General features: G+C 63.2%; 13 protein-coding genes and 2 pseudogenes. 7 read left to right on the plus strand and 8 right to left on the minus strand.

Going from position 1 to position 12,029, the window contains the following annotated elements; all coding sequences use genetic code 11:
• Positions 1-145: 145 nt before the first annotated feature.
• The 5 genes and pseudogenes from ACVWW3_RS23660 to ACVWW3_RS23680 all read right to left on the minus strand — a co-directional run bounded on the left by ACVWW3_RS23660 (position 146) and on the right by ACVWW3_RS23680 (position 4,454).
• Positions 146-1,316, minus strand: a pseudogene (locus tag ACVWW3_RS23660) (cytochrome P450).
• Between the two features lie 95 nt (positions 1,317-1,411).
• Complete coding sequence (locus tag ACVWW3_RS23665) at positions 1,412-2,266, minus strand: L,D-transpeptidase (protein ID WP_456648476.1); 855 nt, start codon at positions 2,264-2,266, stop codon at positions 1,412-1,414.
• Positions 2,267-2,393: 127 nt separating this feature from the next.
• Complete coding sequence (locus tag ACVWW3_RS23670; RefSeq protein ID WP_247447541.1) at positions 2,394-3,185, minus strand: helix-turn-helix transcriptional regulator; 792 nt, start codon at positions 3,183-3,185, stop codon at positions 2,394-2,396.
• A 62-nt stretch (positions 3,186-3,247) separates the two neighbouring features.
• Positions 3,248-3,808: a hypothetical protein gene (locus ACVWW3_RS23675; protein ID WP_456672155.1), complete on the minus strand. Its 561-nt coding sequence runs from the start codon at positions 3,806-3,808 to the stop codon at positions 3,248-3,250.
• A complete protein-coding gene (locus tag ACVWW3_RS23680) occupies positions 3,720-4,454 on the minus strand; it encodes an LLM class flavin-dependent oxidoreductase (RefSeq protein ID WP_456672156.1) in 735 nt (244 codons plus the stop codon). Before ACVWW3_RS23680 ends, ACVWW3_RS23675 begins: the two co-directional genes overlap by 89 nt.
• Before the next feature lie 417 nt (positions 4,455-4,871).
• Between ACVWW3_RS23680 and ACVWW3_RS23685 the strand changes: the two genes are divergently transcribed.
• A complete protein-coding gene (locus ACVWW3_RS23685; protein ID WP_456648474.1) occupies positions 4,872-5,987 on the plus strand; it encodes an ATP-dependent DNA helicase in 1,116 nt (371 codons plus the stop codon).
• Between the two features lie 130 nt (positions 5,988-6,117).
• Here ACVWW3_RS23685 and ACVWW3_RS23690 read toward each other — a convergent pair.
• Positions 6,118-7,817: pseudogene (locus ACVWW3_RS23690) on the minus strand (caspase family protein).
• Between the two features lie 244 nt (positions 7,818-8,061).
• On the opposite strand from ACVWW3_RS23690, the gene msrA reads away from it, so the two are divergent.
• The 4 genes from msrA to ACVWW3_RS23710 all read left to right on the plus strand — a co-directional run bounded on the left by msrA (position 8,062) and on the right by ACVWW3_RS23710 (position 9,997).
• Positions 8,062-8,766: a peptide-methionine (S)-S-oxide reductase MsrA gene (gene msrA, locus ACVWW3_RS23695; RefSeq protein WP_456648472.1), complete on the plus strand. Its 705-nt coding sequence runs from the start codon at positions 8,062-8,064 to the stop codon at positions 8,764-8,766.
• A gap of 31 nt (positions 8,767-8,797) precedes the next feature.
• Positions 8,798-9,217, plus strand: coding sequence for a peptide-methionine (R)-S-oxide reductase MsrB (msrB, locus tag ACVWW3_RS23700; RefSeq protein ID WP_456648471.1), 420 nt, complete (start codon positions 8,798-8,800; stop codon positions 9,215-9,217).
• A 108-nt stretch (positions 9,218-9,325) separates the two neighbouring features.
• Positions 9,326-9,490, plus strand: coding sequence for a DUF3309 family protein (locus tag ACVWW3_RS23705; RefSeq protein WP_211394774.1), 165 nt, complete (start codon positions 9,326-9,328; stop codon positions 9,488-9,490).
• Positions 9,491-9,703: 213 nt separating this feature from the next.
• Positions 9,704-9,997, plus strand: a complete 294-nt coding sequence (locus ACVWW3_RS23710) for a hypothetical protein (protein ID WP_247343240.1) — start codon at positions 9,704-9,706, stop codon at positions 9,995-9,997.
• Positions 9,998-10,106: 109 nt separating this feature from the next.
• Here ACVWW3_RS23710 and ACVWW3_RS23715 read toward each other — a convergent pair whose 3' ends face one another.
• Together ACVWW3_RS23715 and ACVWW3_RS23720 are read right to left on the minus strand one after the other, a co-directional pair.
• A complete protein-coding gene (locus ACVWW3_RS23715) occupies positions 10,107-10,664 on the minus strand; it encodes a DUF4112 domain-containing protein (protein WP_456648470.1) in 558 nt (185 codons plus the stop codon).
• A gap of 63 nt (positions 10,665-10,727) precedes the next feature.
• The gene (locus tag ACVWW3_RS23720; protein ID WP_456648469.1) at positions 10,728-11,153 is read right to left on the minus strand and encodes a DUF5413 family protein; all 426 of its coding nucleotides are present in this window, start codon (positions 11,151-11,153) and stop codon (positions 10,728-10,730) included.
• 143 nt (positions 11,154-11,296) lie between these two features.
• Here ACVWW3_RS23720 and ACVWW3_RS23725 point away from each other — a divergent pair, with 143 nt between their 5' ends.
• Together ACVWW3_RS23725 and ACVWW3_RS23730 are read left to right on the plus strand one after the other, a co-directional pair.
• Entirely contained in the window at positions 11,297-11,542 is a 246-nt protein-coding gene (locus ACVWW3_RS23725) for a hypothetical protein (protein WP_247343234.1), read from the plus strand.
• A gap of 36 nt (positions 11,543-11,578) precedes the next feature.
• The gene (locus ACVWW3_RS23730; RefSeq protein WP_247447535.1) at positions 11,579-11,809 is read left to right on the plus strand and encodes a hypothetical protein; all 231 of its coding nucleotides are present in this window, start codon (positions 11,579-11,581) and stop codon (positions 11,807-11,809) included.
• The last annotated feature ends 220 nt before the right edge of the window (positions 11,810-12,029 follow it).

The following is a 12,029-nucleotide window of genomic DNA, read 5'->3' on the forward strand; positions in this document are numbered from 1 at the left end:
AAACCGCGAAAACAACCCCATGCACAGTAGCCGGGGCGTGCGAAAACAATGACTTACGTATATCCGAAATTCGTTTGACTCGTCGGACAACACGGGGGCAAGATGAGATCGTGGCGGCGTTCGGGATGGACCCGCCTCTGGCGGGCTAATGCAGCCACCTCACCGGCAAATTCTGCAGCCCGCGGAACGCCCAGCCGCCGATCCGCACCGGCTCGTCGTCGGCAAGCTCGAGCTTTTGGGCACGTGCGAACAAAGTTGGCAGCGCGACATCGGCGATCATGGCGCGCGAGGCCCAGGCGCCGGCGCAAAAATGCGGACCGGCGCCGAACGCGACGCTCTTGGCGGTATCACGCCGCACGTCGAACTGGTCGGCGCGCTCAAAATGCTGCTCGTCACGGTTGGCCGAGCCGAACATCAGGAACACACGCTCATCAAGTTCGAACGAGACGTCGCGGATGCTCCACGGCTTTGCGATGCGCCGCGGCGACATGCCGATCGGCGAGATCCAGCGGGCATATTCCTCGAAGGCCTGGAGCCAGGTCACCTCGCCTTTGCGCACCAGATCGAGCTGCTCGGGATGGGACAGCAGCGCCCACACCGTGCCGGCGATCGCCTTGCGCGGTTCGTTCTGGCCGCCTGATATCGCGAGTTTGACGTTGGCGCGCACGCTCTCCATCGACATGCCCGAAGCGAGCAGCACGCCAAGGATGCTCCGGTCAGGATGCTTGCGCATCACCGGCAGGATGTCGTCGATCGCCGCATCGATGCCTGATGTCGCCGCATGGCAGCGCGCCTCGACGGCCGTATCGCCGCTGTAGTTGGCGATGCCCTCGATCATGCCCTGCGACCATGCATCCATGTCCCCAAAGCCGATATTGGTGAGGCCGGTAATGGACTTCAGGCATTCGCCGGAGAACGGCAGCGCGAAGTCGCGCATGAAGTCGATCCGGCTGCCGCGGAACGATTGCATCGATGATGCGGTCAGCATGCGCCTGGAATTGCGCGGTCCAGTGCGCCTTCACCGTCTTCGGCGACACCGTCGGAAACATCGCGCGGCGCTCGACCTGGTGCGCCTCGCCGTCCTTGCGCATCATGTTATGGCCCATCAGCCGATTCATCAGGCCGGCCGGCTGATGCGAGGAGAACACGTCGATCTGCTTCTCGGAGATCGAGATGTCGTCGCGGCGCGTCAGCAGCGTCGAGCCGAGTTGCGGTACGAAGGCGATCGGCGCCTCTTTACGCATTGTCGCGAGCATCGGGTAGGGGTCGGCCCAGAACGCGACAGGGTCGATGTCGATGCGCGGCGCGGTGCTCAAGACGGCCTCCCCTGAATTCTCCTGTGCTTCAGGACAGACTAGCGAACTCCGCGGCCCGGGTCTGTCCCTAGCGATAGGGACGTACGGAATGGGAGTTACTGGGCCTCGGCAATCTTCGGTCCAGATGACTGCATCTGCGCGTTAATTGCCGAGGGTCGGTTCGACAGCAACGCCGGGTCCGGCGATCGGGAAGCGGCGTCGGGCGGTGCTCGCTCGGATGGTCGACGGGCAGCGGTTGTTGGAAGCACGATCACTTTCGCTCCGATCTTCACCCGCTCAAAAAGGTCCACGACGTCTTCATTGGTCAGGCGGATACAGCCGGACGAAACCCGCTTCCCGATCGTATCGGGCTTGTTGGTGCCGTGAATTCTATACTCGGTCTCGCCTAGATACATCGCCCGAGCGCCGAGCGGGTTGCCGGGGCCGCCCGCCATAAACCGCGGCAGATAAGGCTGACGCACAACCATCTCCGCAGGCGGACGCCAATCCGGCCATTCTGTTTTACGGGCCACAGTCTGTTCACCGGACCACGTGAAACCTTCGCGGCCAACACCGATGCCGTAGCGCATCGCTTGCCTGTCGTTCAGAACGAAATAAAGGAACGTGTTTCCGGTATCGATGATCACGGTGCCCGGCGCCTGGTGGCTGGTGTAGTCAATGACCTGCCGAACAAATGCTCCGGGGCCGTCAGCAGCTTTTGGTGGTTCGACCAGAGGCGCCGGGGCCGGAATCGGAGCCGGAGCTGATGCATGGACTGGAGTTGACACGTAAACCGGAGTTGACGACGCCATGGCTTGGTTCGCAGACGATTTTCGGATCGGTTGCACGCTCGCCGGGCGAGACAGCAAACTGTACCCCAATGCCGCGATGGCCACGGCGCCAATCGCAACTCTCCCGGCCATTGGAAGTGCGAGCGTCTCTGCCTTTCCACGTTTGGCCCGCTTACTCATGTCTTTCCCCAGGTCACCATGCCCAAGAGAGGTACGCGGCAAAATTTAAGAAACTTCGAAGCGATTTCGCTCAGACTGGAACCGTGGAGATGGTTAACGCCGAACTCTTCGCGGACCTGAAGCACCCTCAATTCAGGCTGCGGGGGCCAGCCAGCAGGCGCAGCACGATGGCAAACAGCTCGCTCTGCGAGGAGATGCCAAGCCGCTCATAGGCGCGTTTGCGGTAGGTCAGCGTCGAATGCAGGCTGATGCCGAGTGCTTGCGAGATCGCCTCGGAGCTGAAGCCGGAGAGGATGCGACGGCAAACGTCCTGCTCGCGCGAGGTGAGGCTGGCGAGCGGCGTGCGCGTCGCAAACAGCGTGGCGAGAGTCTGATCGGTGGTCGCCGCGCCTTGCTGGAAATGGCGCGCCACGCTCGCGCCAATTGCTGGTGCAATGGTTCGGAGCCGCTCATGCTGCTCGGCGCTGAAGCGGCCCTGGGCGGCGATCCGATAGAAATTGACGTAGAAGCAGGTGTCGTCGACCCAGATCGCGGTCGCGCATTTGTCCACGATGCCGGAATCCACAAAGAACATTTTTCGGTAGCGCGCGCCGTACATACGGGGCGCGAAGGCGGGCAGTACGATCGGCGCGCGCCCCTTCCCTTCGAACAGCGCATCGCGGTTGGGGTCGGATTCGTGGAACTGCCCGGCATAGGCCGCGCCGAGGTCGCCGCCGATCGGGATGTTGCCGGCATCGAGCAGACAGTGTGCGGCGCCGGCACGGCTCAGCGCGAACACCATGCAATGGCCGACATCGGCCTGCCGACGCAGCGTGTCGATCAGGACATTTGGAAAGTCGGGGCGGCCGATCGCGAGCACCGCGGGCGCGATGTCGCCAGCCGCCAAGCTTGAGCCTGAGCCTGTCCCGCGGGACCGCATCGTTCTCTCCCTGCCGCGTTTTGCCGAAGCCTATCAGCAAAGATCGCGGGCCGGAAGACGCCCTACCCCGCCGCCGCCTTCAGCGGCGCCACGCTGACCGCGAGCTTGCCGTAGCGGTCGGTGAAGGCCTCCGTGTCGATCTCTTCCAGCTGGATCTCACCGCTCATCACGCCCTGTTTCCAGGCCGCCTGCGCGGGATCGTTCTGGAATTCCGGCATCACCTCGCGGCCGAACAGATCGAGCGATTCACAGATATGCTCGTGACTGTTCTTGCCCGCTTGGTTCAGGAGAATGACCTGGTCGATGTGCGAGCTCTGGAAGCGCTTCAGCTTCCTGCGGATGGTCTCGGGCGAGCCGATCAGACCGCCACGCAGCGCGGCCTCCTGCGCCTCGGGATTGTCGCGCTTCCACTTGTTGTACTCGTCCCACATGTTGACGGTGTAGGGCGCGGGACGCTGGCGGTTCTGCGAGGCGCCGTAGAAGCGCAGCGCGAACTGGAAGAAGGTGGCGCCGTCGGCGCGGGCGCGGGCCTCCTCATCCGTCTTCGCGCACATGAAGAACGACACCAACGCCATGTTCGGGTTGATCTCGTAGTCGGCGAGCTTTGCGAGACGCTTGGTCATGGCGTTGTAATAGGCGTGCACCCAGGCGTGCGCGGCGTCCGCGCTGACGAACTGGAAGCCGAGCGCGCCAAAGCCGTGACGGCCGGCACGTTCGATGGTCGGCAGCTGCGAGCAGGCCATCCACAACGGCGGATGCGGCTTCTGCACCCGGTTTCGGCACGACGTTGCGCAATGGGATGTCGAAGTACTTGCCGTGATGCTCGGAGCCCGCGTCCTTGAACATCGGGAAGATCGCCTGGACGGCTTCCTCGAACACTTCTTTCTTGGTTTCCATGTCGCGGCCGAACGGCGTGAGCTCGGTAATGGACGCGCTCTCGCCCATGCCGAACTCGCAGCGGCCGTTGGAGAGCAGGTCGAGCACGGCGACGCGCTCGGCAACGCGGGCGGGATGGTTGGTGGTGAGCTGAAGGATGCCGTGGCCGAGCCTGATGTTCTTGGTGCGCTGGCTGGCCGCCGCGAGGAAGGATTCCGGCGAGGGCGAATGCGAGTATTCTTCGAGGAAGTGATGCTCGACAACCCACGCATGGTCGTAGCCGAGCCGGTCGGCGAGTTCCATCTGCGACAGCGCATTCTGGTAGAGCCTGAGCTCGTCGCCGGCCACCCAGGGCCTTGGCAGTTGCAGCTCATAGAAGATGCCGAACTTCATGACGACGTCTCTCCCAAGTTTTCTTGCCCGCTTATTGTTCTTGCGCTCATCTTAATGCGCGAGGCGGCGCTGTCTACGGAGCAGCAATTCCGTCGTGCGGGAGAACGATTGCTCGACCGCACGTAGCAGTGTGCGCCGTAAGCGCATGTTTGGGCCGCTTGGCCTGAGCGAGCGCCTCGTCCTTCGAGACGACCGCTTTGCGGTCTCCTCAGGACGAGGCTGAGCGGCATCTTTGCCCGCGGAAATTGCGGCCGCGCATTCCGCCCTCATCCTGAGGGCCCGCCAACGGCGGGCGTCTCGAAGGATGGGCCGCTGAGAAACGGTCTTAAATGCGATGTCCTGCGCTTGAACCGGCGGTGCGAATGGTTAGTTTTGGGGATTGCGAATCGCTCCGTTTCGCCCCTCCTCAAAACAGACATGGCCACATTCACCCCGCATCAGGATGCCGCGCTCAAAGCCGTTGGCGATTGGCTGAAGGCAAAACCCGGCCGCAACGGCACGCCGCCGGTGTTCCGCCTGTTCGGCTTTGCCGGCACCGGCAAGACCACGCTGGCGCGGCACATTGCCGACGGCGTCGACGGCGAGGTGAAATTCGCTGCCTTCACCGGCAAGGCGGCGCTGGTCATGCGCAACAAGGGTTGCGACGAGGCCTCCACCATCCATTCGCTGATCTATCGCACCCGCGAATCCGGCGAGGAACAGCCGAGCTTCGAGCTGTGGGACGACGCCCCGGCCTCGAAGGCCAAGCTGATCGTGATCGACGAATGCTCGATGGTCGATGCCGAATTGGGCCGCGACCTGATGTCGTTCGACTGCCCGCTGCTGGTGCTGGGTGATCCCGCGCAACTGCCGCCGATCCAGGGCGCCGGCTTCTTCACCAATAGCGAACCCGACGCGATGCTGACCGAGGTGCACCGCCAGGCCCAGGACGACCCGATCGTGCGAATGTCGATGGACGTCCGCGAGGGACGTGAGCTCGACATCGGCCGCTATGGCGAGAGCGAGGTGGTGTCGCGCAAAGAACTCGATCCCGATCGCGTCATGGCCGCCGACCAGGTCCTGGTCGGCCGCAACAACACGCGGCGCGCGTACAATATGCGGGTGCGTCAGCGCCAGAACATCGAGGACGTCTTCCCCGTTGCCGGCGACAAGCTGGTGTGCCTGCGCAACAACCGCAAGAAGGGCCTGTTCAACGGCGGCCTGTGGCGCGTGAAATCGCGCAACACCACGCGCTCGAAATCGCGCATTCTCAGCATGCGGCTGTCGCCGGACGAGGATCTTGGCCACAAGGTGACGAAGGTCTCGGTACGCGCCGACTGCTTCGAGGGCGGCGTCGAGGCGATCGCCTGGGAGCAACGCAAGCCCTATGACGAGTTCGACTACGGCTATGTGCTGACCGTGCACAAGTCGCAGGGCTCGCAATGGAACGACGTCGTGCTATTCGACGAGAGCTTTGCGTTTCAGGAGAGCCGAGCGAGGTGGCTGTATACCGGGATCACGCGGGCGGCGAAGCGGCTGAGCATTGTGGTTTAAAGCTCCGCGGCTATAGGGCGCAAAGGCGCGAAGCGCCGTGCCCAACATTCGTCCAAGCACGCGGTAAGAACGGTGGGCACGCTTTGCTTTGCCACCCTACGATACCGGCATCGCGGCTTCATTTGCTCTCTCACTTCCCCGCGACGAAAAAAAAATCCTCCCGCCCCGGCGGCGAGCCGTACGAAAACGGCTGCTGCTCGTGCTTGGTCACAACCCAGACGTCGTCGCGGACAATGTCGAACAGTTTTCTGATCTCGACGCGCGGCACCTTGATCTCGCGGGCGAGCGCGGTGGCGAAGGGGCTGTCGGCGCCGCCATCGCCGTCCATCGCGGTCTCGCCGTGCTTGGCGGCGTAGACCACCATGAAGCCGGCGCCGGGCTCGATGTTGGAAAAGCCCTTGTCGACCAACTTGAGCGACAGCGTGCGCTGCATGGTCGGCGCGAACGGATTGTCACGGCAGGCATCCAGCATCACCAGACGCACCTTTCGCGCGGCGCCGACGGCGGCAATCACCTGCTCCAGCGCAACCGCCTGGGTCTCGGCGTCCCTGTCCGCGGCGAGCTTGGCGTCGACAGGAACGAGATAGTTGACACCGCCGATCTCGAAACCGTGGCCGGCGTAATAGACCACCGCCCAATCCGCCTTCTCCGCCTCGGCGGCAAACGTCTGCAACGCTTCGAAGAACTTGTCGCGGGTGAGGTCGCTGACGGATATCACGGTCTGGAAGCCGACATCGCGCAGTACGCTTGCGATCATTTTCGAGTCGCGGGGCGGATTGGGCAAGGCGTGGACGTTCTTGTAGGCGCCGTTGCCGATCACAAGCGCCACACGGCGCCCCGTTGATCCGGCCGGCGCCTGCGGTGTCAGCGCGGCGAGCCGTTCCCGCGCGATCGCGCGGGCGCGCGCGACATCGAGCTCGTCGAACTTCGTCAGCGAATAGGCTGCCGCGCGATAGTCGGCGCGGGCCTGTGGGCGAGATCCTTCTTGCGCTCGTAGATCTGGCCGCGGCCTGAATGTGCCCGGACATTGTTCGGGTTGACCTGGATCGCCGTGTTGTAGTCCTTCAGCGCGGCGTCGAAATCGCCCTTCAACATGTTGACGTCGGCGCGATTGTTGATCGCGTAAGTGTTCTTCGGCTGCTTCTCGATCAAGCCGTTGCAGTCGGCGAAGGCCTGGTCGAACTTGCCCATCATGCCGTAGGTGATGCAGCGGTTGCCGGTGATCTGCTGCGCGGCCGGCTCGATCTTCTCGGCCTCCGCGAAATCGGCGATCGCACCGTCAAAATCCTTCATCAGCGTGCGGACGCGGGCGCGGTTGGTGTAGCCGAGCAGGAACTTGGGCGCGTATTTGATCGACAGGTTGAAATCGTCGAGCGCGCTTTGCAGCGCACCCCGGCGCAGCTGTATGATTCCGCGGTTGTTGTAGGGGACACCGTAGGTCGGACGCTTCTGGAGCGCGAGGTTGTAGTCCGCCATCGCGAGGTCGTCCTGGCCCGTCCGCTCATGGGCGAGGCCGCGCAAATTGAGCGTGACAACGTTGTCGGGATCGAGATCGACGGCCATGGACAAGGTCTCGATCGCGTGGACGTAGTCGCGCTTGTTGATCAGCGTATTGCCGCGCACGGAGAGCGCGATGCCCTTGTCCTTGCCGGTGACACGGTCGGCGTTGAGCAGATTGTCGCAGGCCTGCGCCCTCGCCTGCGCATCCGCCTGGCGGTCGCGGCAAATCGCGAGGTCGTCGCCGGATTGCGGACCGGCCGCCGCGATTGAGCTCCAGGCGGCCAAGCCGGCGAGCACAGCGACGAGGGTCAGGGATATGACGCGCAGCATGTTGTCAGGTCAGCTCCAGCCATCAATCTTTAGGTCGATCACCGATCGCGCGGGTTCATCTAGCGCGGAGTTCCGGTCCTCGCCAAGCCGGACGGTCCCAAGCCACGTTTTTCACAGACTCGTGTCCGTCCGGCCGTAACAATCGGCCCGCCGGCCCGTATCTCGAACGTCTGGAAATCCCGGGCAGGCTGTTCGCCCGGCTCCGACCGCCCTAGACTGTCAGACCTTCCGAAAGAGGATCGCCATGCGCCGACCTGCCATCCTGTCCCTGCTCGCCGCAACCACCGCCCTGACGCTGGCTTTTGCCGCGCCGACCCGGGCCGCCGAGGATGCGGTCGTGATCCCGACTCCCGCGGTGGATGCGGCCCCCGCAAGCGGGACCCAGACCGCCGTGATCGCCGGCGGCTGCTTCTGGGGCGTGCAGGGCGTGTTCCAGCACACCGCAGGCGTCGTCAACGCGGTCTCCGGCTATGCCGGCGGCACCAAGGCGACGGCCGACTACCAGACCGTTTCGAGCGGCCGGACCGGCCACGCGGAAGCGGTCGAGATCAAATACGATCCGAAGAAGATCTCCTACGGCAAGATCCTCCAGATCTACTTCTCGGTGGCGCACGATCCGACCCAGCTCAACCGCCAGGGTCCCGACAGCGGCACGCAATATCGCTCGGCGATCTTCACCACCTCCGACGAGCAGAAGAAGGTGGCCGAGGCCTATATCGCCCAGCTCAACGGCGCCAAGGTCTTCAGCAAGCCGATCGCGACCAAGGTCGGCGCGCTGGAGGCGTTCTATCCGGCGGAGGCCTATCACCAGGACTATCTGACGCTGCATCCGAACCAGCCCTATATCGCCTACAACGATCTCCCGAAGGTCGAGAACCTGAAAAAGCTGTTCGCGGATAACTACATTGAGAAGCCGACGCTGGTGAGTGCCAGCAAGGCTACCAACTGATCGCGAGATCACCAAAAAAGACGGGAGACCCATGCCCGACACCAAGACGAAAACCACAGACGACAAGGTCATCAAGAGCGAAGAGCAATGGCGCAGCGAGTTGTCGCCGATGCAGTACGCGGTGCTGCGCGAGAAGGCGACCGAGCGTCCCTTCTCCGGCGAATATGAGCACGACCACCGCGCCGGCACCTATACCTGCGCCGGCTGCGGCAACGAGCTGTTCGAATCCGATGCGAAGTTCGATTCCGGCTGCGGCTGGCCGAGCTTCACCCGGCCCGCCGTCGAAAGCCATGTCGACGAGGAGCGGGACGTCACCCACGGCATGATCCGCACCGAGGTGCTCTGCTCCAAGTGCAGCGGCCATCTCGGCCATGTCTTCCCTGACGGCCCCGGGCCGACCGGCCTGCGCTACTGCATCAACTCGGCGGCGCTGAAGCTCGAGCCGAAATAATCGTTGCGTGTCCCCCGGTTCCGTCATGGAACCGGGGGACGCGATGTGCTTTTCTTCTTTGGCGGTACGGCCGACCATCATGTTTAGGCGGCCGTCAGGGAGGATGCCATGACGCTTGGGACCATCCTGATCATCCTGGTGATCATTTATCTGCTCGGCGGCCTGTCGGGCCGCTTCGGTGGCTACGGCTACGGGATGGGCCATTCCGGCATGGGGATCGGGGGCCTCGTGCTGGTGGTGCTGCTCGTGCTGCTGCTCCTCGGTAAGCTATAAACCAATCAAGCCATTGATGTTATTGCGACTTTCCAAGTCGCGGACCTGCCATGCGTGGATTCATCATCTCTCATCGCAGGGGTCGCAATTTTGTCAAAACGGCCTATATTAGAGAACGAAAATGACATGTGCGGCGGGCCCACCTGATCGTGGCCTCCGCCCGTCCAAATCCCACGCGCTTAAAGCCCCAGAGCGATCACGAGGTCTTTGACCATGCGTCCACTGCGTCCGTTCAACTTCAACACCTCCGCCGAACTCTTTCCCGCCGCGATCCGCAAGAAGAAGCGCGCGGGCTTCACCTATCGGCGGTTTGGTACCGCGGCCGAAGCCGTGCAGTTCGCAATGGAGCAGCTGCCGACGGATTCGCTGAACGGCGCCTATCTCCAGGTCGAAGAAGCGCGCTTCGACCAGAACGGGATCCGCTCGCTTTACGAAAGCGAAGCCTTCCCGCTGCCCCGTCACCGCAAGCCTGAGCCCGTCGAGAACGCCGACGCCGACGCGGCGTAAGCTTTCTCGCAAGCCTCCTTTATTGCAAGCCTGCTTTATCGCAAGTCTCCGATGTGCGCTGAAGGCGCGATGGCCATAAGCCGTCGCGCTTTTTGCGTTTTGGGGAGTGTCAGGTGCGCGGCTGCTTGTCGAGCCAGCGGCGCAACAGGCGCACGTTGCGCATATTGGCGCGGAACATGACGTCGAAGGCGTCGCCTGCGAACGGGACGATGCCGACCACGCCGTCGACGGCGACATTTCCGAGCATGCGCGCGGTGAGGTACCAGGGCGCGCCGAGCGCGCGGGCCTCACGCACCAGCCACAGCGAGATCGCGGTCGTGATGATGTCGCCGACGATGGGGATCAGTCCGATCAGCCCGTCGATGCCGTAGCGGATATTGGTGCCGGGCAGGACGAAAGCGACGTCGAGCAGCTTTGCGATCGCCTCGATCCGCGCGATCCGCTGCTCGCGCGTCAGATTGCCGAACGGGCTGCCAGCAAATGGATTATCTTTGCCGAATTCGAAGCGAAATTCGCGAAAGCCTTGCTCCAGCGTTTCGGGCCGGATCTCGCGACCGTCCTGGTCGATGATCGGCCCACGCCCCTCGCTGCCCGAAGAGGCCGCACCCGAGCGGCTTCCCGAACGGGATCGGCGTGGAGCAAGAATATCGTCATCGGACATGGTCATGATCTCAAGGCAACGCGCCAGCGCGGCGGAGGTTGCTGCGGCCCTGATCAAGGGGTCGTGCGCTCAGCTCCGCGCCGCCGCCGGCAGCGGCTCCGCGACATATTTATGCACGAGCCAGGATGAAATCACCGCCGGCACGAACCCGACGAGGCCGTACAGGATGAACTGCACCGCGCCCGAATCCGGCCCACGCGAACTGTAGGTCAGGGAGGCCAGGATGAAAGCGAACACGCCGACCAGCAGCATCCGCAGCACCGGGCCGATCCGGCGGACGTGGAGCAGAATATCGTCGACCGCGCCGAGCATCAGCGAGGGCAGGAAGCCGAACAGATAGCTGTATTGCAGCGATTTGAAGAATACTGCGAACAGCTTGCCGACCTCGCCGAGGTTGGTCTGGGCCCAATAGCCGGACTGATAAGTCGTCGTCAGCAGCAGCAGGAACCCGCCCACGAACGGGCCGACCAGCGCAAACACCAGATAGCGTTTCATCAACCACCCCCATCCTTCGCCCTGTTATAGCAGTGCCGCGGGAACCTTGAATAGCGGGGTGCGGGCTCTGCCTTTGGGAACAAGCGGCATAGCGACGAGTTCAGACAGGACTTGAAACTCACCTGTCAGATTTGGAGCCGCCGATGTCCCGCGAACTGTTCTTTCTGACGACGATCGCGTTGACGGTCCTGACCGGCCTGTCGAGCCTGCCTGCGCGCGCGCAAGGTCATGGCGGCACCCCGCAGGAACAGCAGGCCTGCTCGCGCGATGCTTCGCGGCTGTGCCGAAAAGAGCTCGGCAACGACACGGCGGTACAAGGCTGCTTGCAGGCCAACAGAGCCAAGCTGTCGCGCTCTTGCAAGAAGGTGTTTCAGAGCCACGGCATGTAAGGACCGGACCATTCCGCTCGAACGGAGAGTGAAGCCATGTTGCGCGACGAACAGCTCTCGATCCTCAGGGACATCAGTCAGTCCGTTGCCTTCGCCGACGATCGGCAAGGCAAGGTGGGACAGCTGATCGCCGACGGTTACGTGATGAAAGACGGCGATCTGTTCGAACTCACAGCAAGAGGCGTCACCGCCGTCGAGGAACACGCCGCAGGGCTTGGCGCGGGCGACGCGGAACAAGCGAGCGTATCCTCCGATCGGTTGATCTGATCGCGCGCGCCGTTTTTGTGCGTGACGTGCACGCAACAATTGCGAATTCCTTTTTGCGTCCCATTGCGGCCGCGTGACAATGGCGCATACTTGGCTCGGGCGGCGCAGCACTTTTCGATTCGCACATCACGAGAGATCGAGCGACCACATGCGGGATTGAGGTCCCGGCGTGAAGGCTGTGACATGCGGCAGATCAAGCCGCGTGCGGCGCCCCAAAAAC

This window comes from Bradyrhizobium sp. LM2.9, from assembly GCF_054056555.1.